The following is a 25,558-nucleotide window of genomic DNA, read 5'->3' as shown; positions in this document are numbered from 1 at the left end:
TGTGCGGATTGTTGCACGATCTGTCGCCGCGTAGCCTTCTCCGTATTCCCACTGCATCGACGAAAGGATACGAAGAATGGATACGCACTCGACCGATCTGGCCGGCAAGGTGGTACTGGTAACCGGCGCTTCCTCCGGCATGGGCGCCGCCACGGCACTGGCCCTCGGCAGGGCCGGCGCACGGGTGGCGCTGGCGGCCCGGCGTAGCGAGGCCTGCGCGGCGATCGCCCGGCAGATCGAGGAGGCCGGCGGCGAGGCGCTGGTGCTGAGGCTGGATGTGGGGATCGAGGCTCAGGTGCGCGAGGCGGTGGCTGCGACCGTCGCCCGCTTCGGGCGATTGGATGGCGCTTTCAACAACGCAGGCGTCCTCGGGCCGACGGCGCCCCTGCATGAAATCGCCAACGAGGATTTCGATGCGGTGATGCGCACCAACGTATCGGGCGTATTCTGGGCCATGAAGTACGAGATTGCCGCCATGCTGCAGAGTGGCGGCGGGGCCATCGTCAACAACGCCTCGGTCGTCGCCCAGGTCGCCTTTCCCGGCCTGTCGCCCTACAACACCAGCAAGCACGCAGTGCTGGGGCTGACCCGCTCGGCGGCGCTGGACTACTACCGGCTCGGTATCCGCATCAACGCGGTGTGCCCGGGGCCGGTGGAAACGCCGATGGCGGAAAGCGGGTTCGGCAGCCTGGACAATCTGCGGGCGGCCGGCGAGGGCTTCCCGGCCGGGCGTGTTGGTCAGCCGGATGAAATTGCCCGGCCGGTGCTGTTCCTGCTCTCCGGTGCGGCGAGCTACATCAGCGGGCAGGGGCTGGCGGTGGATGGCGGCTTTACGGTCCAGTGACAGGGGAGATGCAGATGGAGCAACGCTTTCTCGGCCAGTCAGGAGCCACAGTGTCGGCGATCGGCCTGGGCTGCATGGGCATGAGCGAGTTCTACGGGGCGAGTGACGACCGCGCCTCGCTGGCGACCCTCGAGCGGGCGCTGGAACTCGGTGTCAATCTGTTCGACACGGCGGACACCTACGGCTTCGGCCACAACGAGGAACTGCTCGGGCGCTTCCTGCGCGCGGGTGGTGCAGCGCGGCGGGCGGCTGTCCGCGTGGCCACCAAGTTCGGCATCGTGCGGGAGGCGGGGCGTTACGAGCGGCGCATCGACAATTCCCCCACCTATGTGCGACAGGCCTGCGAGGCATCCTTGCGGCGCCTGGGCGTGGGTTGCATCGATCTGTACTACTGCCATCGGCGCGATCCGGCGGTGCCGATCGAGGAGGTGGCCGGCGCGATGGGCGAGCTGGTACGTGCCGGCAAGGTGCGCCAGATCGGCCTTTCGGAAGTCTCGGTGGACAGCCTGCGGCGGGCCCATGCGGTGCACCCGGTGGCAGCGGTGCAGAGCGAGTATTCCCTGTGGTCACGGGAGCCGGAGGCCGGCATGCTGGCCGCCTGCGCAGAGCTGGGGGTTGGTTTCGTGGCCTACAGTCCCCTCGGGCGGGCCTTCCTGACCGGCACCGTGGACACATCGACGCTGGCCGACGACGATTTTCGCCGCCACAACCCGCGTTTCGCTGCCGCCGCGGCGGAGGTCAACCGCCAGCTGGTGGCGGGCCTCCAGGCTTTTGCGGCAGCGCGGGGCATCAGCAGCGCCCAGCTTGCCCTGGCCTGGCTGCTCGCCAAGCATCCCCACGTGATCCCGATCCCCGGCACCCGACAGGTCCGCCGGCTCGAAGAGAACGTCGCAGCGGCGGCTGTGCGTCTCTCCGCGGCCGAGCTTGCGGAGCTGGACGTGCTGTTCGCCCCGGAGCGGGTGGCCGGTGCCCGCTATCCGGCGGCGGGCATGGCTGGGATCGAATAGGGCGCAGGGTCTCGGGGACAGGCTCAGGGATACAGCCCGCGCATCTCCCGCGCCTTGAGGATGCGCTCGCAGGCCAGGATGAAGGCCGCGGTGCGCAGGCTGACCTGCCGGGCGCGGGCGGTGTCGCGGATGTGCACGTAGGCCTCTTCCATGATGCGGTCGAGGCGGGCGTTGATCTCGTCCTCCGACCAGAAGAAGCTGGAGAAGTCCTGCACCCATTCGAAGTAGCTCACCGTCACGCCGCCGGCGTTGGCGAGCACGTCGGGCACCACCTGGATGCCGCGGGCGGCGAGGATGTCGTCGGCCTCCGGCGTGGTCGGGCCGTTGGCGCCTTCGAGCACGATGCGCGTGCGGATGCGCGGGGCGTTGTGGAGGGTGATCTGTTGCTCCAGCGCCGAGGGCACCAGGAAGTCGCTTTGCACATCCCAGAAGCTGTCGTCGGGGATGCGCTCGCCGTCGCGGAACTCCACCAGCGGGCGGCCACCTGCGACCCACGCGAGGAGGGCCGGGATGTTGAGCCCGCCCGGGTGGAACAGGGTGCCGGAGACGTCCTGCACGGCCACCACATGGGCGCCGGCCTCGTGGAAGCAGCGCGCCGCGGTGCCGCCCACGTTGCCGAAGCCCTGGATGGCGACGCGCGCGCCGTCCAGCGCGATGCCGGCATCCTTGGCCGCCGCCGCGCCGACCACGAAGACGCCGCGCCCGGTGGCGTCCCGGCGGCCGAGGCTGCCGCCCAGGCTCAGGGGTTTGCCGGTGACGACGCCGGTGGCGGTGCGCCCCTGGTTGATGGAGTAGGTGTCCATCATCCAGGCCATGATCTGCTCGTTGGTGTTCACGTCCGGCGCCGGGATGTCCTTGTCCGGCCCGATCAGCACGTTGAGTTCGCTGGTGTAGCGGCGGGTCAGACGCTCCAGCTCGCCGTGGCTGAGGGTTCGCGGGTCGACCCGGATGCCGCCCTTGGCGCCGCCGTAGGGCACGCCGACGGCGGCGTTCTTGACGGTCATCCAGCCGGCCAGCGCCATCACCTCGGAGAGGGTCACGTCCTGGTGGAAGCGGATGCCGCCCTTGCCGGGCCCGCGGGAGGTGTTGTGATGGACCCGGTAGCCCTCGAAGTGGGCCACCGTGCCGTCGTCCATTTTCACCGGCACATCCACGATGAGGACGCGCTTGGGGCGCTTGAGGGTGTCGACCCAGTAGGTCAGCTCGCCCAGGTAGGGCGTCACCCGGTCGATCTGCTGCATGTAGACGCCCCAGGGGCCGGCGTCGTTGCTGGGGCGGAGGTAGGAAGGCAAGGGGTCGAGCATGGTGTCTCCTTGGGGGGCGGAGGAGTGCGGGGCGCCGGCGGGGTGGCAGCTGCGCCGGCGCCCCGTGGGGGTTTAGAAGTTGTACTTGACGGCGCCCTGGACGCGGCTGGAGGTGCCTTCGGCGCCGCCTTCCACCTTGCGCTGGGACCACACGTATTCCATGCCCACGTCGAGCTGGGAGGCGGCCTTCCAGATCAGGTTGGCGTGCACCTGGCGGGTGTCGGTATTGAGGCCGGTGATGTCGCCGAAGCCGGTCTTGTTGTTGATGTGGGTGGCGTTGAGGGACAGCGTGGAGCGCAGCACGGTGTTCCAGAAGTGCTGCAGGGCCAGGTAGCCGCCGGCCGCCTTCTGGGCCGACAGGGTGCCGGTGCTGGCGTCGTAGGCGGCGGCGCCGTACACGTCCTGGATGTAGCGGCCGATGCCCTGGCCGCCGTTGAGCTGGTAGAGCACCGTGTCGTTGGCGCCCAGCTTGAGGGAGCCGCCGACGCCCAGCGCCCAGCCGTTGGTGGAGGCGCGGTGATCGCCGTTGCCGTCGTCGGCCTTCAGCGGGCGCACCAGCGCGCGCACGTTGAAGTGGCCGTAGTCACCGCTGTGCTGCCACTTGGCGGTGAGGTCGGCGCCGCGGTCGATGGCGGTCACGTTGCCGCCGTTGTCGCGGGCGTCGGTCTGGGGGTTCTCCACCGACACCGAGAACTGGCTGGCACTGCCGACAGCGGCGGTGTAGCGCAGCTGGGGCTGGCGGATGAAAACCTGGCCGGTGGGGCCGTTGAACTCCAGGGTCTCGGGCATGGCGTCCAGGTCCATGAAGTTGGACCAGGTCTGGCCGGCCAGCCAGTTGCCGACGGTGCCATAGGCGTGGCGCAGGCGCGGGCGGGCGGAGTTGGTGTAGGTCTCGCTGCCTTCGTCGGTGAAGAAGTCGAACTCGATCTTGGTCTTGATTTCGCCCAGCTCGCTCGGCGTGGCGGTCTGCATGTTGATCCGTGAGGTACGGGCGCTGAAGGTGGTGGTGCCCTTGCGCTTGGCGTCGGCGCTGCCGTCGAGGGCGATGTCGCCGGCGCTCACCGCGCGGCCCTGGTTGCCCTTGATGTCGTAGATGGCGTCGAGCTGCACGTAGCCGCCGAACTTGATGGAGGTCTCGGTGCCCGGCACCTTGAAGGAGCCCGGCATGGAGCCGCGGGTGACCACGTCGGCCGGGTTGAGGGCCGGTGCCGGCGCTGCGGGGGCCACGGGGGCGGCGGCGACCGGGCGGCTTTCCAGCTGCTCGATGCGCGCCTGCATCTTCAGGAGCATGGCCTTCAGGTCTTCCACTTCGCCGGCACAGGCGATGCCGGGCAGGGAAAGGACGCCGGCGGCGGTGAGGGCGAGGATCAGTTGCGGCTTCTTCATGGTGCGGACTCCCAATTTGACGGTGATGAAAACGGTTTCAGCAGGCAAGGCGCGCCCCTGCGCGGCGGGGCGCATCGAAATTCGGTCCGGGGTGGGCCCCGTGTTATCGGGTGGGGGCGCCGCAGCCCCGGGGCGGGGACTGCGGCGGGAGGGCGTTTAGCCCTGGGCGGCGAGTACCGCGCGCAAGCTGGCTTCGAGCACGTCGAAGCCTTCTTCCAGCAGCGCGTCGTCGAGGGTCAGCGGCGTCATCAGGCGGATCACGTTGCCGTAGCTGCCGCAGGACAGCAGCAGGAGCTGGCGCTTGAAGGCTTCGGCGACCAGGGCCTTGGTGATCTCCGGGGCCGGGCGGGTGCGCTCGGCGTCGTGGAAGAACTCGATCGCCACCATCGCGCCAAGGCCGCGCACGTCGCCGATGCACGGCGCCCAGCTGGCCATGTCGCGCAGGCGGGCCTGCATGCGCGCACCGATCTGCACTGCGCGCTCGCACAGCTTCTCTTCTTCCACTGCGTCGAGCACGGCCAGCGCGGCGGCGCAGGCCAGCGGGCTGCCGGAGTAGGTGCCGCCGAGGCCGCCGGGGGAGACGGCGTCCATCACGTCGGCGCGGCCGATGATGGCGGAGATCGGGAAGCCACCGCCGAGGCCCTTGGCCATGGTGATGATGTCCGGCTGCACGCCGCTGTGCTCGATGGCGAAGACCTTGCCGGTGCGCGCCATGCCGGTCTGGATCTCGTCGGCGATGATGAGGATGCCGTGCTTGTCGGCCAGCGCGCGCAGGCGCTGCAGGAACTCGGTGGGCACCGGGTAGTAGCCGCCTTCGCCCTGCACCGGCTCGATGATGAAGGCCGCCACGCGGGCCGGTTCGATGTCGTTCTTGAACAGCAGCTCGATGCCGTGGATGGCTTCGTCGATGCTGGTGCCGTGCAGCTCGCAGGGGAAGGGGGCGTGGTAGATCTCGGCCGGGAAGGGGCCCATGCGCAGCTTGTACGGATCAACCTTGCCGGTCAGCCCGAGGGTCATGCAGGTGCGGCCGTGGAAGGCGCCGTTGAAGGCGATGATGCCGGGCCGGCCGGTGTAGGCGCGGGCCACCTTGACGGCGTTCTCGACGGCTTCGGCGCCGGTGCTCATGAAGAAGCTCTTGGCCGGGCCGGCCACCGGGGCGAGGGCGTTGAGGCGCTCGGCGAGAGTCACGTAGCCGTCGTAGGCGACGACCTGGAAGCAGGTGTGGGTGAAGGCTTCCATCTGGGCGGCGGCGGCTTCGACGACCTTCGGGTGGCAGTGGCCGGTGTTGACCACCGCGATGCCGGCCACGAAGTCGATGAAGCGGCGGCCTTCCACGTCCCACAGCTCGGCGCCCTTGGCGCGGCTGGCGAACAGGGGGTGGGCCTGGCCCACGCCACGGGGCAGGGCGGCGGAGCGGCGGGCCATCATGTGGGCGTTTTGTTGTTGAAGCGCTTGGTTCATTGCTGTTCTCCGTATGAAGGTCTGAATGTCTTGATGGAAAAGGGGCTTGAAGGGATCAGCTGTCGAGGCCGCCGAGGGCCACGTACTTGATCTCCAGGTAGTCATCGAGGCCGTGGCTGGAGCCTTCGCGGCCAAGGCCGGAGGACTTGACGCCGCCGAAGGGGGCGACCTCGGTGGAGATGAGGCCGGTGTTGACGCCGACCATGCCGTACTCGAGCGCCTCGGAAACCCGCCAGATGCGGCCGATGTCGCGGCTGTAGAGGTAGGAGGCGAGGCCGAACTCGGTGTCGTTGGCCATGCGGATGGCGTCGGCTTCGGTGGCGAAGCGGAACAGCGGGGCCATCGGGCCGAAGGTCTCCTCGCGGGCCACCGCCATGTCGGCGGTGACGCCGGTCAGCACGGTGGGCTCGAAGAAGCTGCCGCCGAGGGCGTGGCGCTGGCCGCCGGTGAGGACGGTGGCGCCCTTGGCCAGCGCGTCGGCGACGTGGCGCTCGACCTTGGCGACGGCGGCTTCGTTGATCAGCGGGCCCTGGGTGGTGCCGGGCTCCAGGCCGTCGCCGACCTTGAGGGCCTTGACCGCTTCGGCGAGCTTGGCGGCGAAGGCGTCGTACACGCCGTCCTGCACCAGCAGGCGGTTGGCGCACACGCAGGTCTGGCCGGCGTTGCGGTACTTGGAGGCGAGGGCGCCCTGTACGGCGGCGTCCAGGTCGGCGTCGTCGAAGACGATGAAGGGGGCGTTGCCGCCCAGTTCCAGCGACAGCTTCTTGATCGACGGCGCGCACTGGGCCATCAGGCGGGCGCCGACGGCGGTGGAGCCGGTGAAGGACAGCTTGCGCACGATGGGGTTGGCGCACAGCTCGGCGCCGATGTCGGCGGAGCTGGCCACGTCGCCTGTGACCACGTTGAAGACGCCCTTGGGGATGCCAGCGCGCTCGGCCAGCACGGCCAGCGCCAGGGCCGAGTAAGGGGTCTGCGGAGCCGGCTTGAGGACCATCGTGCAGCCGGCGGCGAGGGCCGCGCCGGCCTTGCGGGTGATCATCGCGGCGGGGAAGTTCCACGGCGTGACGGCGGCGCACACGCCGACCGGCTCCTTGGTGACGATCAGGCGGCGGTCGGGGAAGGGCGAGGGGATGGTTTCGCCGTAGGCGCGCTTGCCTTCCTCGGCGAACCATTCCAGGTAGGAGGCGGCGTAGGCCACTTCGCCACGGGCTTCGGCGAGGGGCTTGCCCTGCTCGCAGGTCATGATGACGGCCAGGTCTTCCTGGTTTTCCAGCAGCAGTTCGTACCAGGCGCGCAGCAGCTTGCCGCGCTGGGCGGCGGGCAGGCGGCGCCAGGCCGGCAGGGCGGCGTTGGCGGCGTCGATGGCGCGGCGGGTTTCCGCCGTGCCCATCACCGGCACGGCGCCCAGGCTGGCGCCGCTGGCCGGGTTGAGGATCTCGCTGGTGGCGCCGTTGTCGGCCCCGCACCACTCGCCGTTGATGAAGGCGGCATGGCGAAGAAGGGTGGAATCACAGATTTTGGGCATGAGAAGGGCTCTCCCGACACGAGTGGGATTGAAAAAGCGGAGGTGGATCAGTGGTTTAGGTTTTTAGCGCGATTCTCAGCGCAATTCTCAGCGCGACTTTCCGGTGCGCAGCTTCTCGGAGCGCTGGCGGAGCCATTCGAGGGTCAGCAGCATGAGGGTGGAAAGTACGATCAGGATCGTCGCCACCGCGGCGATGGCCGGGCTGATGTTCTCGCGGATGCCGGCAAACATCTGGCGCGGCAGCGTGGCCTGGCCGGGGCTGGCGAGGAAGAGCGTGACCACCACTTCGTCGAAGGAGGTGGCGAAGGCGAACAGCCCGCCGGAGACGATGCCCGGTGCGACCAGCGGCAGGGTGACCCGGAAGAAGGTCAGCACCGGGTTGGCGCCCAGGCTGGCGGCGGCGCGCACCAGGTTGTAGTCGAAGCCCTGCAGCGTGGCGGTGACGGTGGTGATGACGAAGGGCACGCCGAGGGCGGCATGGGCGAGGATCAGCCCGGTGTAGCTGCCGGCCAGGCCGAGCGGAGCGAAGAACAGGTACACCGCGACGCCGACGATGACCACCGGCACCACCATCGGCGAGATGAGGATGGCGGTGAGCAGCGCCTTGCCGGGGAAGTCCGCCCGCACCAGGCCGATGGAGGCCAGCGTGCCGAGGACCACCGCCAGCAGCGTGGCGGCCGGGGAGACGATCAGGCTATTGAGCAGCGCATTGCGCCACACGTCGGAGCCGATGATCTCCTCGTACCAGCGCAGGGAGGCGCCGGCCATCGGGTACATCAGGAAGGAGTCCGAGTTGAAGGACAGCGGCACGATGACCAGGATCGGCAGGATCAGGAACAGCAGGATCAGGCCGGCGATGACCCGGTGGGCGTAGAACCAGGTCCGTTCGAGGGGCGAGGCGTAGGCTTGCAGCATGAATTTTTCCTCTCAGTTATCCCTAGCGCTGTGCGCTAGTCGTCAGGCACGGGCCTGAGGCCGGCCGCGCACGGCCGCTCCGAAGCGGCCGGCCTGCCCCCCAGTGGGGGGAGACGCCGCAGGCGTGTCGGGGGGCGTCCTTCATCTCAGCGGGCCTTGGCCGCGTTGCGGCCCTGGCCGGCGTAACGGGAATAGACGACGTAGAGCAGCAGGGTGGCGCCGAGCAGCACGGTGGAGAGCGCCGCGGCCATGCCCCAGTTGATCGTCTCGTTGGTGTAGAAGGCGATGAAGTAGCTGGCCATCTGCTCCTGCGGGCCGCCGAGCAGGGCGGGGGTGATGTAGTAGCCCATCGACAGGATGAAGACCAGCAGGGAACCGGCGAACACGCCCGGCAGGGTCTGCGGGAAGTACACCTTCCAGAAGCTCTGGAAGGGCGGGCAGCCGAGGGACTGGGCGGCGCGCAGGTAGATCGGCGAGATGCCTTTCATCACCGAGTACAGCGGCAGGATCATGAAGGGCAGCAGGATGTGGGTCATGGCGATGTACACCCCGAGGCGGTTGAACACCAGCTGCAGGGGTTCGTCGATGAGGCCGAGGGCCTGTAGGGCCTGGTTGACCAGGCCGCCGGACTGCAGCAGCACGATCCACGAGGCGACGCGGACCAGGATGGAAGTCCAGAAGGGCAGCAGCACCAGGATCATCAGCAGGTTGCTGCTGCGGGTGGGCAGGCTGGTGAGCAGGTAGGCCAGCGGGAAGCCGAGGACCAGGCAGCACAGGGTGACCACCAGGCTCATCCAGAAGGTGCGGCCGAGGACGTCCAGGTAGATGGCCTGGTCTTCGGTGGCGGCGACGATGGCGCCGTCGGCATCCACCGCGTGGTCGAGGGCGGCCAGCAGGTAGTAGCTGGTGTAGGGCTGGCCGGCGCGGGCCATCACCTGCCAGGTGTGCGGCTCGCTCCAGCGCGGGTCGATGGCGGCGAGGCCTTCCTGCAGGTTGTTGCCGTCGGGCAGCGGCAGGCTGCGGGCGGTCTTCATGATCAGGCTGCGGTAGCCGGTCATCTCGGTGTTGAGGCGCTTGGCGGCGGAGGCCAGTTCGGTGCTGCCGCGGGCGCCTTCCATTTCCTTCACGAAGACGGCGAGGGTCGAGGCCGGCGGCAGGCCCTGGCCGTTCCAGTGCGCCAGCGCGGCGGCGGTGGCGGGCAGGCCGCCGATCACTTCGGGGTTGTCCACGCTGCGCTTGAGCAGCGCGCCGATGGGCCACAGGAAGGTCAGCAGCAGGAACACGGCGAGGGGGGCGATCAGCGCCAGGTGCAGCAGCTTCTTGCGCCGCTCGGCCCGCTGCAGGCGGGTCTTGAGGGGCAGCGCCTGTTCGGCGGGCTCGGCGGCAGCGTCTGGAGCGCTCAGGGTGGTGGCGGTCATGGGGGCTTCATCCATGGTGGTCGTCGGGGCCGGAGCCCGGTCGGGTGACGCCCGGCCAAGATCCAGGGCAGGGGAGGGGGAGGCGCTGCTCGAGGACATGGCGGGCGTCATTCGGCGGTCTGTTTACTTGGCGGCCCAGCTGTTGAAGCGCTGTTCCAGCTCTTCGCCGTGCTCGACCCAGAACTGGGTGTTGCTGGGCAGCGCGCTGGCGATGTTGGCGGCCGAGGTGGGCAGTTCGGCGGCGATCTGCGCCGGCATGGCCTTGGCGGCCTTCAGGTTGGTCGGGCCGTAGGGGATTTCGCCGGAGAAGACTTGCTGGTTCTCGGCCTTGCTGGAGAACTGCAGGTACTTGTAGGCCAGGTCGCGGTTGGGGGCGCCCTTCGGAATGGCGTAGGACTCCACGTCATAGATGTTGCCGCCCCATACCATCTTGAGGTTCTTGCCTTCCTTCTGGGCGGTGGCGATGCGGCCGTTGTAGGCGGAGCTCATCACCACGTCGCCGGCGGCGAGCATCTGCGGCGGCTGGGCGCCGGCTTCCCACCACTGGATGGAGCCCTTGATCTGGTCGAGCTTCTTGAAGGCGCGGTCGGCGCCGTCCTTGGTGGCGAGCAGTTTGTAGACCTGGTCGGGCTTGACGCCGTCGGCGAGTAGCGCGATTTCGAGGGTGAACTTGGCGCCCTTGCGCATGCCGCGCTTGCCGGGGAATTTCTTCAGGTCCCAGAAGTCGGCCCAGCTGGTGGGGGCGGCCTTCAGCTTGTCGGCGTTGTAGGCGAGCAGCGTGGACCACACGAAGAAGCCGATGCCGCAGTCGGTGACGGCCTTGCCGATGAATTCGTCCTTGCCGCCGATCTTGCTGTAGTCGAGCTTCTCGTACAGGCCTTCCTCACAGCCGCGGGCCAGCTCGGGGGATTCGACCTCCACCACGTCCCAGGTGACCTTGCGGGCTTCGACCATGGCCTTCACGCGGGCCTGCTCGCCGTTGTATTCGCCGGGCAGGATCTTGTTGCCGCTGCTCTTCATGAAGGGCTGGTAGAAGGCCTTGTCCTGGGCCTTCTGGTTGGTGCCGCCGAAGGAGATCAGGGTCAGTTCGCTGGCCATGGCGCTGCTACAGGACAGGATGCCGCAGACGGCGAGGGCGATGGTTTTGAGGGCGTGCATGGTGGTGGTTCTCCGGGTGAGGGATGGCGTGGATTGGGAGGAGCGAAGGGTGCTGCGGATTCGTCAGGCGCTCGGCGTGGGGGCCAGGGCGCGCAGGTGGGCGGCCGGGATGCCGACCTCGATGGGCTGTTCGGGGCGCAGCTCGTGGCTCAGCTGGGAGATCGGCGCCTTGACCATCAGGCTGGACTGGTTGCCGAGGTCGAGCTGCACGCGGACGTGGTCGCCCTGGTAGATGAGTTCCTTCACCTTGGCGCTGAAGCGGTTCTCGCAGCCAGCGGAGGCACCGTTGAGGACGATGCGCTCGGGGCGCACCGAGACCACTGCGCTGCTGCCCACGGCGCCCACGTCGGCGGCCCGGGCCTGGACGACCGCGCCGCTCGGCAGGCGGATCGCACAGGCGTCGCCGTTACGTTCGAGCAGGGTGCCCTGGAAGGTGTTGCTCTCGCCGATGAAGCCGGCGACGAAGGCGTTGGCCGGTTCTTCGTAGAGGCATTCGGCGCTGTCGATCTGCTGGATCTCGCCGCGGTCGAAGACGGCGATGCGGTCGGACATGGTCAGCGCTTCGCCCTGGTCGTGGGTGACGAAGACGAAGGTGATGCCGAGGCTGTCGTGGAGGTGCTTGATCTCGATCTGCATGTGCTCGCGCAGTTGCTTGTCGAGGGCACCGAGGGGCTCGTCCATCAGCACCAGTTCGGGTTCGAAGACCAGTGCGCGGGCCAGCGCGATGCGCTGCTGCTGGCCGCCGGAGAGCTGCTGCGGATAGCGGTTGCCGAAGGCTTCGAGGCGCACCATGGCGAGGGCGCGCTTGACCTTGGCGTCGATGTCGGCGGCCGGCAGCTTGCGCACGCTGAGGGGGAAGCGCAGGTTCTCGGCCACCGTCATGTGCGGGAACAGTGCGTAGTTCTGGAACACCATGCCGATGTTGCGGCGGTGCGGCGGCACCTTGTTGATGACCGTGCCGCCGACGCGGATCTCACCGGAGGTGGGCGTCTCGAAGCCGGCCAGCATCATCAGGCAGGTGGTCTTGCCGGAGCCGGAGGGGCCGAGCAGGGTGAGGAATTCGCCGCGGCGGATCTCCAGGTTGAGATCGCGGACGATGAGGGTTTCACCGTCGTAGGTCTTCTGGACGCGGGTGAAGGTGACGTGGGCTTCCTGCTGGGTACTGCCGGATTGTGCGGCCATTGGGTATTCCTCCAGGGTGCGGTTCACAGCGGTGCCGGATCGGTCGGCGCCGTTTGTTGCGAGTTCGTTAAGGCCATAGTAGGGTGCGAAAGCGGTTCTGTAGAGAGCCACTTTTTACGCACTGGAAGGAACCACTTTGCGGGAACCTTTCCATTCGGGGCCGGTGGACTTGTCTGCCGGCCGGCGCGTATTGCGGTGCAGAACGGTGCTGCCGCTGCTCCGAAACCCCTGACTGACGCAAGATTGACGCCACTTTTGCCCTGCCATGGATAACCGTCTGATCGTCGAATTGCTGCAGCAGCACCTGGCCCGCCAGCCGGAAGGCCTGATGCTGCGCATCCGCACTTTTCTGGCCTTGCGCCAGGCCATTCTCGATGGGCAACTGCCTCCGGGAACCCGCTTGCCGGGCACCCGTTCCCTGTCCCGGGATTTGGGCATGGGCCGCAATACGGTGCTTCGGGCTTACGAGCAGCTGTTCGCCGAGGGCTATATCGAGGGCCTGATCGGCGATGGCTCCTACGTGTCGGAGGCATTGCAACGGGTCGGCCGCCATCCGCCGCCGAAGCGGCTGGTCGGGACGCGGCGGGAGGGCCTGTCGCGGCGCGGCGGGGAGATCGCGGCGGCGAGCAGCAGCAGCCGGATCCAGCGCGGGGCCTTCATGCCGGGGGTGCCGGATACCGAGAGCTTTCCGTTTGCGATCTGGCGGCGCCTGCTCAGCAAGTACTTCCAGCCGGCCCAGTCGCACCTGCTGCAGTACGCCCACGGCGGCTACGGCCCGCTCAAGGTGGCCCTCGCCGAGTACCTGCACGTGACGCGGATGATGAAGTGCTCGCCGCGCCAGATCCTGATCCTCAACGGCTCCCACCAGGCGGTGGACCTGTGCGCGCGGATGCTCACCGACCACGGCGACCGGGCCTGGATCGAGGAGCCGGGCTACTGGGGCTCGCGCAACGTGCTGCGCGCGGCGGGGCTCGACGTGCGGGCGATTCCCCTCGACGCGGGCGGCATCGCGCCGACGGCGGAAGACTGGGAGGCGCCGCCGCGCATCATGTGCCTGTCGCCGTCGAGCCAGTACCCGACCGGCGTGGTGCTGTCCCTGGAGCGGCGCCTGGAGGTGCTGGAGCAGGCTGAACGCTGCGGCGCGTGGATCATCGAGGATGACTACGACAATGAGCTGCGCTACCACAACCAGCCGCTGGCATCCCTGTTCGGCCTGTCGCGCACCCAGCGGGTGATCTACGTGGGCACCCTGAGCAAGGTAATGTTTCCCGGCCTGCGCCTGTCCTACATGGTGGTGCCGGAGGATCTGGTCGATGCGTTCTCGATCGGCAACGCGGAGCTGTTCCGTGAGGGGCGGATGGTCGATCAGGCGGCGCTGGCGGAGTTCATCGATTCAGGCCATTTCACCGCCCACATCAAGCGCATGCGCGGCATTTACCGTACGCGCCGGGACATCCTGCTCGACGAGTTGGGCGCGCGGCTGGGCAACAGCGTGCGGGTCTCGGGCGGGCATGCCGGGCTGCAACTGGTGTACCTGTTCGATGCGCCGGTGGACGACGCGGCACTGGCCGCCGATGCGTTGGCCGACGGGGTGGTGGTGCGGCCCCTGTCGCTCTACTACATGGACCGTAGCCGCAGCGAGCCGGGGCTCAACCTGGGCTTTGCAGCGGTGCCGGATGAGCTGATCCGCCCGGCGGCGATCAAGCTGGCACGGGTGGTGGAGAACCACCTGGACAAGGCCGCCCGGCGCGGCTGAGCGGCCTGCCGCCGGGCGGGTAGACGAAAAAACGGCACCCGCAGGTGCCGTTTTCGTAACGAAGCGCAGGCTCCGTTTATTCCATCGCCTCGTACAGCGGCAGGGTCAGGAATTCCGGGTATTCCGCGGTCAGCGACATCTTGTCGAAGATCACGGCGGCCTGGTCGTAGGTGGCGGTGTCCTCGCCCTGGGCGGTGACGGTGGCCTTCACCTTGGCCAGTTCCTCGGCGATCATCGGGCGGACCAGCTCTTCGGTGACCTTGCGGCCGTCGTCGAGAATGCCCTTCGGGCTGACCACCCACTGCCACACCTGGGAGCGGGAGATTTCGGCGGTGGCGGCGTCTTCCATCAGGTTGTGGATGGGCACGCAGCCGTTGCCGGCCAGCCAGGAGCCGAGGTAGTGGATGCCGACGTTGATGTTGTTGCGCAGGCCGGCTTCGGTGATCGGGGTGGTGGGACGGAAGTCCAGCCACTGGGCCGGACCGAAGGAGCCTTCGACCTGCTTCTCGAACTGGTTCGGCTTGTCGCCCAGCACCTTGACGAACTCTTCCATGGCGATGGAGACGAGGCCCGGGTGAGCCACCCAGCCGCCGTCGAAGCCGTCGTTGGCGTCGCGGGTCTTGTCGTGGCGGATGCCGGCGAGGGCCTTTTCGTTGGCTTCCGGATCACCCTTGATCGGGATCAGGGCCGACATGCCGCCCATGGCCGGCGCGCCGCGCTTGTGGCAGGCCTGCACCAGGGCCAGCGCGTAGGAGCGCATGAAGGGCACTTCCATCGTGATGGCGCTACGCTGGGCCAAGCAGAAGTCCTTGTTCTTCTTGAACTTCTTGATACAGGAGAAGATGTAGTCCCAGCGCCCGGCGTTGAGGCCGGCGGAGTGGTTGCGCAGTTCGTACAGGATCTCTTCCATCTCGAAGGTGGCGAGGATGGTTTCGACCAGCACGGTGGCCTTGATGGTGCCTTGGGGCACGCCACAGTGGTCCTGGGCCATCACGAAGATGTCGTTCCACAGGCGGGCTTCCAGGTGGCTTTCCATCTTCGGCAGGTAGAAGAAGGGGCCGGCGCCGCGGGCGATCTGTTCCTTGGCGTTGTGGAAGAAGACCAGGGCGAAGTCGAAGATGCCGCCGCCGACGCGTTGGCCGTCAACGGTGACGTGCTTCTCGTCCAGGTGCCAGCCGCGCGGACGGATCTGCAAGGTGGCGATCTTGTCGTTGAGCTTGTATTCCTTGCCGGCTTCGTTCTTGAAGGATAGTTCGCGGCGGATCGCCTTGTAGAGGTTCACCTGGCCCTGGAGCTGGTTGTCCCAGTTCGGGGAGTTGGAGTCCTCGAAGTCGGTCATGTAGGAGTCAGCGCCGGAGTTGAAGGCGTTGATGATCATCTTGGCCTCGACCGGGCCGGTGATCTCGACGCGACGGCACTGCAGCGCGGCGGGCACCGGGGCGACCTTCCAGTCGCCTTCGCGGATGTGCTTGGTTTCCGGCAGGAAGTCGGGCATTTCACCGGCGTCGATGCGGGCCTGGCGCTCGACGCGGGCCTTCAGCAGTTCCTGGCGGCGGCCTTCGAAGGCGCGGTGCAGCTTGGCGACCAGCTCGAGGGCTTCCGGGGTGAGGATGGTTTCGTAGCCCGGACGAATCGGGGCATTGATCTGCATGCCGGCGGGGAGGGTGAGGCTCATGATGACTCCTGGTTGAGAAGTTGAAAGGGTTGAAGTTGTTCAGGCGCGGTGGCGCGCCACGTAATCGACGACATCGGTCAGCAGGCGTCCCTGGACGGTGGGGGTGACATCCAGTTGCTCGAGGGGCTGGCCGCTGCGGTTGATCCAGAATGTGGTATAGCCGAACCAGGTGGCGCCGGCGGCATCCCAGCCGTTGGACGACACGAACAGGATGCGCTCGGCTGGGCAGCCGAAGGCCTGCGGGGCCAGCGCGTAGGCGTCGGCGGCGGTCTTGTACTTGCGCACCGAGTCCACCGACAGCACGTGGTTGAAGAGACCATGCATGCCGGCGCTCTTGACGGCGACCTGCAGCATCTCGGGCGTGCCGTTGGACAGGATGGCAGTGGGGACACCGGCTTCCTTCAGGGTGCGTAGCGCGCCCAGGTTCTCGGGGAAGGGTGACAGGCAGGCGTACTGGTTCATCAGCTGGGTGCGGCGCTGGGCGTCGAGTTCCAGCCCGAGCCGTGCGGCGGCGTACTGCAGGCCGTCCTGGGTAATGTCCCAGAAGGGCTTGTAGCGGCCGGACAGGGTGCGGATGAAGCTGTACTCGATCTGCTTGATGCGCCACAGCTCGGCGAGGGCGGCACCCTTGCCCGGGTAGAGCTGTTCGGCCAGCAGGCCCACCGAGTAAACGTCGAAGAGCGTGCCGAAGGCATCGAATGCAACAGCCTGGATTCGGGGCGCGTGCGCCATGCTCTTGAGGTCCTCGTCGGTAATGCATTTGGTTGTTGGTGGTGCTGTGGGGCGCTTCTGCCGGGCTTTTTCCCGGTGGCGCCGCTCGATCAGCGTCTCCTCCACCACGTTGGAGCGAAGTTTATTTAATGACTAAACAAAAAAGAAGCCATAATAAAATCAAATGATTTTTTACTTTTAGTATTAAATGAGCAGCTTCAAGGAAATCGAGACCTTTGTCAGCGTGGCGACCCGCGGCAGCCTGTCGGCGGCGGCCCGCGCCGAGGGCGTGACGCCGGCGATGATGGGGCGGCGCATCGATGCGCTGGAGGAGCGCCTGGGGGTGAAGCTGCTGGTGCGCACCACCCGCAAGCTGAGCCTCACCTTCGAGGGGAGTGCCTTCCTGGAGGATTGCCAGCGCATCCTCAACGACCTCGCCAATGCGGAGGCGTCGGTGAGCCTGGGCGGTGTGAAGGCCAGCGGGCACATCAAGGTGTCGGCGCCGGCGGGCTTCGGCCGACGCCACGTGGCGCCGCTGGTAAGGGATTTCCTCGCCGCCAATCCGGAGGTGACCTGCAGCCTCGATCTAAGCGACCGCCTGGTGGACCTGGTGAACGAAGGCGTCGATTGCGCGATCCGCATCGGCGAGCTGAGCGATTCGAGCCTGGTGTCGGTGCGCCTGGCGGACAACCGGCGGGTCGTCGTGGCAAGCCCGTCCTATCTGGCTCGCAATGGCATCCCGCAAACACCGGACGAGTTGGCCCGCCACGATTGCTTGTCCCTCGACCCGCAGCGGGGCTGGGTCTTTGCCGATCTCGACGCGCCGGGACGTACGCGTACCGTCAAGGTCTCGGGGCGTTTCGAGTGTAACGACGGCACGGTGCTGCATGAATGGGCGCTCGGCGGCATCGGCCTGGCCTGGCGCTCCATGTGGGAGGTGGAGCGCGATCTGGCGAGTGGCGCGCTGGTGTCGGTACTGGACGAATGGGCTGCGCCGGCCACCGGCATCTACGCCGTCTTTCCGCAGAACCGCCGCCTTCCGCTACGGGTGCGGCTGCTCATCGATCATCTGCGCGGGGTGTTCGGACGTCTGGACTATTGGGGGGGCTGAGGAGGTGTCAGTGGGCTGAGCTCCAGATCCCTGTCGAACGGATTCTCCAATTCGATTTCAATCGCGATGCGACTGGGGACCGGATGTCCCAGAATTTCGGCAGGTGAAAAGCTCCAGTCGTGGATAAAGCTGGCATATGTTGCAGCTGCGTGGCACGTGTATGGCGTACAAACTGGCGTGGCTCGAACCACACGGCCGTCTGCCCCGATATCCACTTGAATCAGAAGACGACCGGATGGAGCCCCCGGGTTGGACGGCCAGTCTTGTGGACCTATCTTCGTGAGTAACACTGGAGGGCGGCTCAGGGCCTCAATAGGAAAGAAAGGTACTTCGGAGCCCGCGTTGGAGTTGGAGGGGGCTTTGTCCGTACTCTGTTGATGGGAGGAGGGCGTGCGCGTCATGGCCTGTCGGTCGGATGGCCCGTCGGAGATCGGAACCCTGTCTGCGGAGCGCTGCTTGGGCAGAGCGGGAGGAAGGGATCGCGGTGGCGCAGTACGCAAGCTCGCTATCAAGGGGGGAGCCGCGGGGGACGCCTGACCGGAGTGTGGGGCGCTGTCCAAAGTGATCAGCGCCCCCCAGTGGAGGGTAATGGAAAGCACGCTCGCTACGAGCAGCGATGTGTCAGGGTAAGGCCTCATCGAATGCTGTCTCGTCTGCAGTGGCAGGGCACATCAGGATAGGGGCAGACGGACGGTTCATCGCAAACCGCTTGTCTGGATAAACGCACCTTTGATCGTCGTTGTCTCGCTTTGGACGACGGCGGGTTCCATCATGTGTGCAGGGAGAATGCTCATGAACAGAATGCGCGGATTTAGTTTGATCGAATTGATGATCGTCGTAGCCATTGTCGGCATCCTGACGGCAATTGCCGTCCCGGCTTATACCGAGCACATCGCTAGAGGAAAGATCGCGCAGGGCCTTGAGGCCCTGTCCGAGGCAAAGGTGCGGATGGAGCAGGTTTTTAATGCCAACCGGTCTTACACACTGGCAGATGGCTCCTGTCCCGATTTTAGCGCCAGTTTCAGCGGGCTGCCATTCACGATCGCCCACAGCCCGGCTTGTACCGCCAATACCTTTACACTCAAGATTACCGGAACCTCGGCGGGTGGAATGAGTGGCTACTGGTATTCGATCAATGAAAGCAATGAAAAGAAATCGGCAACACCATCCAGCACTGGAAACTGCTGGTTAATGAGCAAGGGGGGATCGTGCTGACCGGACATGCCCAACGGGGAGTGACTTTACTGGAGTTGATGGTGACGGTGGTTATCGTGGCCATTCTGCTTGCTGTTGCAATGCCTTATTTTGGGGGTTTGATAGCGCGTGGTGCGGTCGCGTCGGGTGCTCAGCTGATCCAAAATGCATTGAGGCAGGCTGAGGCCGAGGCGATTCGACGTAATAGCGATGTCGAGTTCCTGTTAACAGACGATGTGCCAAGCGTCTCGTCGGTGGCAAGCCTCGTCGCCAAGGCGAATGGCAAGAACTGGACAATCCGGGTGGTTGATGCTGCGGCCTCGAATCGTTATGTGAACGGCTACACAACAAAGGATATTTCCGGCGGCATCGCCTACCAGGGGCCTGCAAGCATTCGTTTCAGTGGGGCCGGGCGTGTATTGGATTCGACGGGAGTGGCCGTGAGCGGGAAGCAGATCTTTCGGGTGTCGCAGACGGGGGTGAATGTTGCCTACTGTGTTTTTGTGACACCTGGAGGAGGGGTGAAAACGTGCAATCCGGCGCTTGCCAGTGGAAACCCGCAGGCTTGCCAGCCGATCTTGGCCGCAACTGATTGTCCGGGGGGGTAGTCCTGTGATGAAACGTGCGATTCACGGTTACGTTTTGCTTGAAGCGCTGGTCGCGCTATTGATATTTTCCTTGGGTTTGCTCGGGATGATCGGTTTTCAAGCTGCATCCACACGAATTGTCACGGATGCCCGCTTTCGAACGGAGGCTGCCATTCTCACGGACGAATTGCTTGCCAAAATGGCTGTTGACAGGCGCGATCTCGTACTCAGCAACTATCCGTTTAATTCGGATGGAAGTGGTGCAAGTGGTGCTACTTCCAAAGTGTGGTTCGATCAGCGAGTTGTTGCTGGAAGCAAATTGCCCAACGCGAAGGCCCGGGTGGCGGTTTCCAAGGGGGATGCGGCTGATACCTTCATTGTTACAGTCGTGCTTCAATGGGATTTGCCTGGGGCGACTGATGCGACTAAGTCAAAGGTGGAGCACGGAGTATATGAAACGACAACCCTGCTTTTCTAACCGCCATTGCAGACGGCATCGCAGGCTGTGTCATGCGCGACAGTCGGGTATTAGCCTTGTCGAATTGATGGTTGGAATGGTGGTTGGGCTTTTGGCCAGTCTGGTCATCATGCAGACTTTTTCGTCGAGTGAGACGTTTCGTCGCAATTTGTCCGGGGCGGGGGATGCCACGCAGGCTGCGGCAATCGTCGCCCAGCGGTTGGATCTGGTGCTTCAGGAGGCAGGGGCTGGGCTGGCACGAGGCTCGCACGTCTGGGGGTGTCAATTGTTGGTGAATTACGCAGGGACGGCCATCCTTCCGCGCCCTGACCCGTTTCCGAGTCCTTTCGGCAGTGTTCCCCAGAAAATTCGGGCGGTTCCGTTGGCCATCGTTGACGGTGGAACAAGCGGATCCGACGTTCTTGTCGTCATGGCAGGGGATTCCGCTGCAGGTAACAGGCCCATCATGGTTTCGACGACAGGTTCATCGCTTGTGCTGAAGCCCACTCCAGCCCTTGGTATGGGGCTCAAGGCCGGTGCAGATGCCTCCTTGTTCGATGTGTTCCTGACGGTTCCCCAGGACGTTCCAGATGACCCCGGGGATTGTCGCCTGGTGCAGGCGCAGAGCACTTTTTCGCCTGCAACGCTGGCCGCGGACAGTTCTATCGGGGCCAAGGTTGTGACGGTTTCCAATGCCGATATCCCTTTGAATGGATTGTCGTATGGAAATGTTGACTCAGGAATCCTTACGAGGGCCCCGGCTGCATTCCACTTGGGGTTGCGGAATGCACCGACGTTTGCCTTGCTGGGCGTCAACGGCAACGGGGAAATCGTTCAGTTCGACATTCTCAACCGTTCTGAGCCACAGGTTCTTGGCGAAAATGTGTTTCTCATCAAGGCTAGGTATGGGCTTGACGATGGCGTTGGAGGGACGGACAACGACAACGCAGTGGATGAATGGGTTTCACCGTCGGAGAGTGGCTGGACGATAGCCAACGTATTTGATGGGAAGCTGGCAACCCAGCAAAAAATCGGATATATCAAGGCTATTCGCATCGCTGTGGTAATGCGTTCGGCTCAACCGTTCATGACCGATGCTCCCGTCACTGAATTGAATCTGTTCCAGGATTTGCCCGAGAAGAGGCGATTCAAGAGATCCCTGAGTGTAGACGAGCAGCGTTACCAATATCAGGTGTATGAGTGGGTCATTCCTTTAAGAAACATGAAGGTGCCGCCCAATGTGTGATTTTCATATTGAAGGTGCTATGTCCGTTGGGTTCAGAGGCGGCTTTGGGCGGCAGGGCGGTGCCGTTCTGGCTGTCGTACTGATTATCTTGCTTGTAATGATGCTGGGGGCGACATCCTTGCTGAGTTCGGTCGGTACGTCGGCTTTGCTGTCGGGCAATATCGGCTTCAAGCGCGATACAAATAGCCGGTCGGCACGTGGGCTTGGCGATGCGTTCAAGCAAATGACAGGTACCAATAGAACAACACTCCTGAGTATCCAGGATTCCATTGTCGGTTGTCCTCCGCCGGCGAGTACCGGAGTAAAGTGCACCGCAGCAACGGAATGGGTCAAGCAGAATTTCTATCCTCGTCTGCTTGAGTCCGATGAAAATGGGATTCCCGTTATTATCAAGGATGCAACTGCATTCGATTCGGTCTTCAAAGTGGCGGCGCAATCCTATACCGGAGGATTTGCTGCATCGGATGTGACCAAGACCAGGTTCTTGATTGAGCGTATGTGCACGACTTATGGGCCGGCATCGGCCGTCACATGCATGCTTTCAAGCAATTCTCCTCGGGGCGGGACGGGATGGGCTGGAAAGCCCGGCTCCACGGCTACCCCTCTTTATCGGGTTACGGTGCGTACTGACGGGGTGCGCAACAGCCAGACTTACGCGCAGTGGATTGTTACCTTTGCGCAAGAATAGTGTTGTTTCCGTCAAACGGGGATTGATGATGATGAACCTGCTTAAAGTACAGCGCAAATGCCCAGGTGTCGAATCCGGACGGATCGCAGCGCGACTCTTGCTTGCTACCGCCTTGTTGAGCGCTGTCTTGCCGTGTGCGCGCGCGGCTGAAACCAGCCTTGCCGACGTGCCGATTCCTGCAAGTCAGGAAGCGGTACCTGCCAATGTGATGCTTGCGCTGTCAGTGGAGTTTCCGACGGCGCAGAGTCACGCCAATTTCAGCTCGGCCTTGGCTGCCAATTCAACATCAGACAGTCTTTTCGAAAAAACACGCAAGTATCTCGGTTATTTCGATCCGACCAAGTGCTACACGTACGACACTTCAAATACCTACTTCAAGCCGTCGGGCAATACGACGGATGTAACGAACGCCTTTAAGTGTCCCGGCGAGTGGTCGGGAAACTACTTGAACTGGGCGACCATGTCGGTTCTTGATCTGTTTCGCTGGGCGTTGACGGGCGGGGCGAGAGATATCGATCTACCTCTTGATTTCTCGGCCACGACGCCCGTTGGGACGACTGTATTGAAGAAGAGTTGGTCGAGTAATCAGGGGACGCAGCAGAATTTTCCAGATAAATCGTTGTCATCTGGAGACATTACTTCCTACACTCCTTTTCCGGTGAGCGGGACCAAGAATCTTGTGGCCGTCGTTCTCAATAAGGGGCTTAACGTCGAGTTTAGTTATAGTTCGGGCACAACGGCAGGCGGAACGGTTTACAAGAGTTACCCGGTTCGTGTCCGGGTGTGCGATGGAACAGATCCAACCAAGCACGAGTATCCAGACAATTATTACTGTCAGAAATATCAAAGCCCCGATGACAAGACAAAGTTCGTCTATAAGCCGGTTGGGCTGATTCAGAAGAACATTGGTCGGATGCGTTTTGGCGCTGTCAGCTATTTAAATCTGAATAACGACACCTATGGTAACGATACGCAGTTGCAGGCCGTGGATGGCGGGGTTTTGAAGGCCCATATAAACGACTCCAAGACTTATGAGATTCTGCCTACGGGGGTTTTTCCTTCTGATCCTTATCCGGCTGACAAGGGCGGCGATGCTGATGTCACAAAGACGGGGGCAATCAATTATTTGAATAATTTCGGATATGGTGCAAAAAGCTACAAGAGATACGACAATGTCAGTGAGATGTATGCGGTGGCGTTGCGTTATCTTCTTGGTCCGAAAGGGATTGGCAATGTTCCCGGTTACTCGAGCATACCCCCTGTTCCAAATTCGGGGTCTGTGCTGTCTTTGACGGCTGCGCAAAAAAAAGCAATAAAGGATGACTTTCCTGTCATTTCGACATGGAAAGATCCGGTTTTGAGTGCAGATGCGGGAGGGATGTGTCAGAAGCAGTTTGTTATTGGCGTGGGGGATACAAATACATGCTGTGACTCCAATCTGTCCGGTGGTGTTACGCCGGTAAATGCGGTTGTCGCTGGGGAAAGGTTTGCTGGACAGACTGCCAATTACTGGGTGACGCAAATTCCGAGCTATAATCTGAGCCGCGATTACATCGCAGGCTTGGCTTTTGCCGCTAATACCCAGGCCCTTCGGAGCGATTTTCCGAGTATGCGTATCAAAACTTTTTGGCTTGATGTGCTGGAGTTCTCACAGAAGGCACCCAATAACCAGTATCAGAAGGCCGCAAAGTACGGTGCATTCAAGGATGTGAATAATAACGGCGTGCCTGATGAGGGTGAGTGGAATGCCTTGAAGCAAACGTACGCGGGTGAGGTCCTGCCAGATGCCTATTTCCCCGCGTCCGATCCTGATCGCATGTTGACGGGTCTTTCTTCCGCATTTAGCCAAATCAACGCAATGATCGGGGCCGCAGCGGGAGCTGCTTTGCAGTCGTCGGCCATTTCCACGACAGCGACTACCGATGGAGTGTACCTGACAAGCTACAATTCCCAATATTGGTCCGGAGATTTGCAGGGCTTCACAATCGATGCTTCCACGACACCCGGTTTGATCAAGACAAGTTTGGTGTGGAGTGCAGCCTCGCTGCTTGATGCCAAGGTGGCGGGGACTGGATGGGATGCTGCGCGCAAGGTGGTGACGCTGGCGCCCAATAGTTCTGGTGTGCTGGTTGGGGTGCCGTTCAGGATTGGAAGTCTTTCGACCGCACAGAAAGCCACTCTAGGGGCCACGACGACGGAGCAGAGTGACATACTGAACTATTTGCGCGGGGATACCAGTAAGCAGTCTACATTGACGACCCGAAATACTTATCGTTATCGCGCTTCGGTCCTGGGAGATATTGTCGACTCGGGGGCGTTGTACGTTGGGCCGCCTAGCGAGGTCTATAGTGATAGCTATAATCCGGGGTATTCTGCTTTTGTGGCAGCAAAGGCCTCCAGAATACCGGTCATATATGTTGGCGCCAATGACGGAATGCTCCATGCGTTTGATGCGCGCGTTTCCGGTACCGGAGGGGGGGCGGAGTTGTTTGCGGTTGTGCCAAATGCGATGTTTGCGGGCCCGGATGGAGTACCGGTGGACAGTGGTTTGAAGGCGTTGAGTGGCAATGACTACCTTCATCATTATTATGTAAATGCTACGCCATTTGCGCGGGATGTCAACTTTTCGAGAGCGGGAGGTGTCATTGAGACCAATGCTGCAAGGTCAGATTGGCGCACGCTTCTTGTTACGGGCTTGGGAAAGGGCGGGCGCAGTTATGTTGCAATGGACGTGACGGATGTCCCTACTTCATCAACGTCTGAGGCGACCATTGCCGGCAAGGTTCTCTGGGAGTTTACTCACGAGGACATGGGGTTCAGTTATGGGCGTCCTTTTATCGTGAAAACGCGGAAATGGGGATGGGTGGTTGTCATTGCTGCTGGCTACAATAACAACCTTGGCGTGTCCAGTAACAGCGTGCCGGGCAAGGGGGTGGTGTTCGTGCTCAATCCTACAAATGGCGCTCTTCTCCAGAAAATCACTACTTCTGCAGGTAGTGTGACAACACCGTCAGGTCTGGCTAATGTGTCGGGATATGTGCAGGATTATGCTGACATGACCATGGATCAACTCTATGCAGGGGATTTGCTCGGTAATGTGTGGCGTTTTGATTTCATGAGCCCGACGCTATCGGTTCCAAGCGAGACGACGCCGATCGCCATTTTGAGGGACGCTGACGGGAACCCGCAACCTGTGACGACCGAGCCGTTAATTGAAATTGCGCCCGATCTGGTGCGATATGTTTTTGTCGGAACCGGGCGTCTTCTTCATACCAATGACCGGGATAGTACGCAGCGGCAGACTTTTTATGCCGTGCGAGATGGTACGGTGACCAATCCATACTCGACGGTGGCAGGTGCGCCTAATCCCCTGCCTTCAGGAGTTACATTCCCTGTCGGGCGGAGCCAAATGGTGCAGGTGGCGAATCTCATAGAGGGCGTGACAATGGACTCGAGCAAGCCTATGGGGTGGTACTACGATCTCATTGAGACTGCGGACTCTCCGAAGGCGCCGGCAGGAGCCAGTAAAGGACCTGAGCAGATTGTGATTAATCCTCAGGCCAATGAAGGTGTCGTCTCATGGATCGGGTCTGCTATGACCCAGGATAAGTGCAATCCCGCTGGTGTCAGCTCGACATACGCCGTCAAATATGGAACCGCAAAATCGGTTTTCTCCTTGCTTGATGCTACTAGCAATGCAGTGACGGTGCAGGGGAGTGTCCCTTCGAGCGTAGGGTTGGCGGGATTGAGACTGGTCCGTTACGGATCGACTATTAGGCTTGTCGGGTCTCGCAGTGATGCATCGGCGCCCTCGTTCGTTGGGAGTCAAGTTTCGGGCTTTGGCGATCCGCGTGTTTTGAACTGGCGAATTATCGGGCAGTAAGGATGGGCCTCTCGTCACTGCATGCGTTTATATGGGATAACAGGCTTGCG

Annotated in this window: 20 protein-coding genes; 10 read left to right on the top strand and 10 right to left on the bottom strand. The window is 63.4% G+C overall.

Translation table 11 applies throughout. From position 1 onward, the window contains the following. Positions 1 to 76: 76 nt before the first annotated feature. Both AC1PQG_RS16520 and AC1PQG_RS16515 read left to right on the top strand, forming a co-directional pair. Complete coding sequence (locus tag AC1PQG_RS16520) at positions 77 to 844, top strand: SDR family NAD(P)-dependent oxidoreductase (protein WP_481118905.1); 768 nt, start codon at positions 77 to 79, stop codon at positions 842 to 844. A 14-nt stretch (positions 845 to 858) separates the two neighbouring features. Beyond that, complete coding sequence (locus AC1PQG_RS16515; protein ID WP_481118904.1) at positions 859 to 1,851, top strand: aldo/keto reductase; 993 nt, start codon at positions 859 to 861, stop codon at positions 1,849 to 1,851. Positions 1,852 to 1,874: 23 nt separating this feature from the next. Here AC1PQG_RS16515 and AC1PQG_RS16510 read toward each other — a convergent pair whose 3' ends face one another. The 8 genes from AC1PQG_RS16510 to AC1PQG_RS16475 all read right to left on the bottom strand — a co-directional run bounded on the left by AC1PQG_RS16510 (position 1,875) and on the right by AC1PQG_RS16475 (position 12,200). Further along, the gene (locus tag AC1PQG_RS16510) at positions 1,875 to 3,155 is read right to left on the bottom strand and encodes a Glu/Leu/Phe/Val family dehydrogenase (RefSeq protein ID WP_481118903.1); all 1,281 of its coding nucleotides are present in this window, start codon (positions 3,153 to 3,155) and stop codon (positions 1,875 to 1,877) included. A gap of 72 nt (positions 3,156 to 3,227) precedes the next feature. Continuing rightward, on the bottom strand, positions 3,228 to 4,541 hold the full coding sequence (locus tag AC1PQG_RS16505) for a DcaP family trimeric outer membrane transporter (protein ID WP_481118902.1): 1,314 nt from the start codon (positions 4,539 to 4,541) through the stop codon (positions 3,228 to 3,230). Positions 4,542 to 4,697: 156 nt separating this feature from the next. Further along, positions 4,698 to 6,002, bottom strand: a complete 1,305-nt coding sequence (gene gabT, locus AC1PQG_RS16500; RefSeq protein WP_481118901.1) for a 4-aminobutyrate--2-oxoglutarate transaminase — start codon at positions 6,000 to 6,002, stop codon at positions 4,698 to 4,700. Between the two features lie 55 nt (positions 6,003 to 6,057). After that, a complete protein-coding gene (locus AC1PQG_RS16495) occupies positions 6,058 to 7,527 on the bottom strand; it encodes an NAD-dependent succinate-semialdehyde dehydrogenase (protein WP_481118900.1) in 1,470 nt (489 codons plus the stop codon). 87 nt (positions 7,528 to 7,614) lie between these two features. After that, the gene (locus AC1PQG_RS16490) at positions 7,615 to 8,442 is read right to left on the bottom strand and encodes an ABC transporter permease (RefSeq protein WP_481118899.1); all 828 of its coding nucleotides are present in this window, start codon (positions 8,440 to 8,442) and stop codon (positions 7,615 to 7,617) included. A 146-nt stretch (positions 8,443 to 8,588) separates the two neighbouring features. Then, positions 8,589 to 9,875, bottom strand: a complete 1,287-nt coding sequence (locus AC1PQG_RS16485; protein ID WP_481118898.1) for an ABC transporter permease — start codon at positions 9,873 to 9,875, stop codon at positions 8,589 to 8,591. A 108-nt stretch (positions 9,876 to 9,983) separates the two neighbouring features. Beyond that, positions 9,984 to 11,018, bottom strand: coding sequence for an ABC transporter substrate-binding protein (locus AC1PQG_RS16480; RefSeq protein WP_481118897.1), 1,035 nt, complete (start codon positions 11,016 to 11,018; stop codon positions 9,984 to 9,986). A gap of 63 nt (positions 11,019 to 11,081) precedes the next feature. Beyond that, the gene (locus AC1PQG_RS16475) at positions 11,082 to 12,200 is read right to left on the bottom strand and encodes an ABC transporter ATP-binding protein (protein WP_481118896.1); all 1,119 of its coding nucleotides are present in this window, start codon (positions 12,198 to 12,200) and stop codon (positions 11,082 to 11,084) included. Positions 12,201 to 12,465: 265 nt separating this feature from the next. On the opposite strand from AC1PQG_RS16475, the gene pdxR reads away from it, so the two are divergent. Then, positions 12,466 to 13,956 carry a MocR-like pyridoxine biosynthesis transcription factor PdxR gene (pdxR, locus tag AC1PQG_RS16470; RefSeq protein ID WP_481118895.1) on the top strand — a complete coding sequence of 497 codons (1,491 nt, stop codon included), beginning with the start codon at positions 12,466 to 12,468 and terminating at the stop codon, positions 13,954 to 13,956. A gap of 76 nt (positions 13,957 to 14,032) precedes the next feature. On the opposite strand, the gene aceB is transcribed toward pdxR, so the two are convergent. Together aceB and AC1PQG_RS16460 are read right to left on the bottom strand one after the other, a co-directional pair. Beyond that, positions 14,033 to 15,631, bottom strand: a complete 1,599-nt coding sequence (gene aceB, locus AC1PQG_RS16465) for a malate synthase A (protein ID WP_481118894.1) — start codon at positions 15,629 to 15,631, stop codon at positions 14,033 to 14,035. A 39-nt stretch (positions 15,632 to 15,670) separates the two neighbouring features. Further along, a complete protein-coding gene (locus tag AC1PQG_RS16460) occupies positions 15,671 to 16,363 on the bottom strand; it encodes a haloacid dehalogenase type II (protein WP_481118893.1) in 693 nt (230 codons plus the stop codon). Between the two features lie 187 nt (positions 16,364 to 16,550). Between AC1PQG_RS16460 and AC1PQG_RS16455 the strand changes: the two genes are divergently transcribed. The 7 genes from AC1PQG_RS16455 (at position 16,551) to AC1PQG_RS16425 (ending at position 25,508) form a co-directional block, all read left to right on the top strand. Further along, complete coding sequence (locus tag AC1PQG_RS16455; protein ID WP_481118892.1) at positions 16,551 to 17,453, top strand: LysR family transcriptional regulator; 903 nt, start codon at positions 16,551 to 16,553, stop codon at positions 17,451 to 17,453. A 792-nt stretch (positions 17,454 to 18,245) separates the two neighbouring features. Continuing rightward, positions 18,246 to 18,668, top strand: a complete 423-nt coding sequence (locus tag AC1PQG_RS16450) for a type IV pilin protein (RefSeq protein ID WP_481118891.1) — start codon at positions 18,246 to 18,248, stop codon at positions 18,666 to 18,668. Next, complete coding sequence (locus tag AC1PQG_RS16445; protein ID WP_481118890.1) at positions 18,662 to 19,255, top strand: pilus assembly FimT family protein; 594 nt, start codon at positions 18,662 to 18,664, stop codon at positions 19,253 to 19,255. The genes AC1PQG_RS16450 and AC1PQG_RS16445 overlap by 7 nt, the downstream gene beginning before the upstream one ends. 7 nt (positions 19,256 to 19,262) lie before the next feature. Beyond that, positions 19,263 to 19,712 carry a type IV pilus modification PilV family protein gene (locus AC1PQG_RS16440; RefSeq protein ID WP_481118889.1) on the top strand — a complete coding sequence of 150 codons (450 nt, stop codon included), beginning with the start codon at positions 19,263 to 19,265 and terminating at the stop codon, positions 19,710 to 19,712. Further along, entirely contained in the window at positions 19,687 to 20,937 is a 1,251-nt protein-coding gene (locus AC1PQG_RS16435) for a PilW family protein (protein WP_481118888.1), read from the top strand. Before AC1PQG_RS16440 ends, AC1PQG_RS16435 begins: the two co-directional genes overlap by 26 nt. Continuing rightward, positions 20,930 to 21,625 (top strand): pilus assembly PilX family protein, encoded by a 696-nt coding sequence (locus AC1PQG_RS16430; protein ID WP_481118887.1) that lies wholly within the window; start codon positions 20,930 to 20,932, stop codon positions 21,623 to 21,625. Before AC1PQG_RS16435 ends, AC1PQG_RS16430 begins: the two co-directional genes overlap by 8 nt. Then, complete coding sequence (locus AC1PQG_RS16425; protein WP_481118886.1) at positions 21,603 to 25,508, top strand: pilus assembly protein; 3,906 nt, start codon at positions 21,603 to 21,605, stop codon at positions 25,506 to 25,508. Before AC1PQG_RS16430 ends, AC1PQG_RS16425 begins: the two co-directional genes overlap by 23 nt. Positions 25,509 to 25,558 lie beyond the last annotated feature (50 nt).

The sequence above is a fragment of the Zoogloea sp. GDB6 genome, assembly GCF_056724105.1.
This window is presented reverse-complemented; position numbering and strand designations above follow the sequence as displayed.

Coding starts and splice junctions, on each gene's coding strand:
- AC1PQG_RS16520 (WP_481118905.1), top strand. CDS start 77: ATGGATACGCACTCGACCGATCTGGCCGGCAAGGTGGTACTGGTAACC.
- AC1PQG_RS16515 (WP_481118904.1), top strand. CDS start 859: ATGGAGCAACGCTTTCTCGGCCAGTCAGGAGCCACAGTGTCGGCGATC.
- AC1PQG_RS16510 (WP_481118903.1), bottom strand. CDS start 3,155: ATGCTCGACCCCTTGCCTTCCTACCTCCGCCCCAGCAACGACGCCGGC.
- AC1PQG_RS16505 (WP_481118902.1), bottom strand. CDS start 4,541: ATGAAGAAGCCGCAACTGATCCTCGCCCTCACCGCCGCCGGCGTCCTT.
- gabT (WP_481118901.1), bottom strand. CDS start 6,002: ATGAACCAAGCGCTTCAACAACAAAACGCCCACATGATGGCCCGCCGC.
- AC1PQG_RS16495 (WP_481118900.1), bottom strand. CDS start 7,527: ATGCCCAAAATCTGTGATTCCACCCTTCTTCGCCATGCCGCCTTCATC.
- AC1PQG_RS16490 (WP_481118899.1), bottom strand. CDS start 8,442: ATGCTGCAAGCCTACGCCTCGCCCCTCGAACGGACCTGGTTCTACGCC.
- AC1PQG_RS16485 (WP_481118898.1), bottom strand. CDS start 9,875: ATGGATGAAGCCCCCATGACCGCCACCACCCTGAGCGCTCCAGACGCT.
- AC1PQG_RS16480 (WP_481118897.1), bottom strand. CDS start 11,018: ATGCACGCCCTCAAAACCATCGCCCTCGCCGTCTGCGGCATCCTGTCC.
- AC1PQG_RS16475 (WP_481118896.1), bottom strand. CDS start 12,200: ATGGCCGCACAATCCGGCAGTACCCAGCAGGAAGCCCACGTCACCTTC.
- pdxR (WP_481118895.1), top strand. CDS start 12,466: ATGGATAACCGTCTGATCGTCGAATTGCTGCAGCAGCACCTGGCCCGC.
- aceB (WP_481118894.1), bottom strand. CDS start 15,631: ATGAGCCTCACCCTCCCCGCCGGCATGCAGATCAATGCCCCGATTCGT.
- AC1PQG_RS16460 (WP_481118893.1), bottom strand. CDS start 16,363: ATGGCGCACGCGCCCCGAATCCAGGCTGTTGCATTCGATGCCTTCGGC.
- AC1PQG_RS16455 (WP_481118892.1), top strand. CDS start 16,551: ATGAGCAGCTTCAAGGAAATCGAGACCTTTGTCAGCGTGGCGACCCGC.
- AC1PQG_RS16450 (WP_481118891.1), top strand. CDS start 18,246: ATGAACAGAATGCGCGGATTTAGTTTGATCGAATTGATGATCGTCGTA.
- AC1PQG_RS16440 (WP_481118889.1), top strand. CDS start 19,263: ATGAAACGTGCGATTCACGGTTACGTTTTGCTTGAAGCGCTGGTCGCG.
- AC1PQG_RS16435 (WP_481118888.1), top strand. CDS start 19,687: ATGAAACGACAACCCTGCTTTTCTAACCGCCATTGCAGACGGCATCGC.
- AC1PQG_RS16430 (WP_481118887.1), top strand. CDS start 20,930: ATGTGTGATTTTCATATTGAAGGTGCTATGTCCGTTGGGTTCAGAGGC.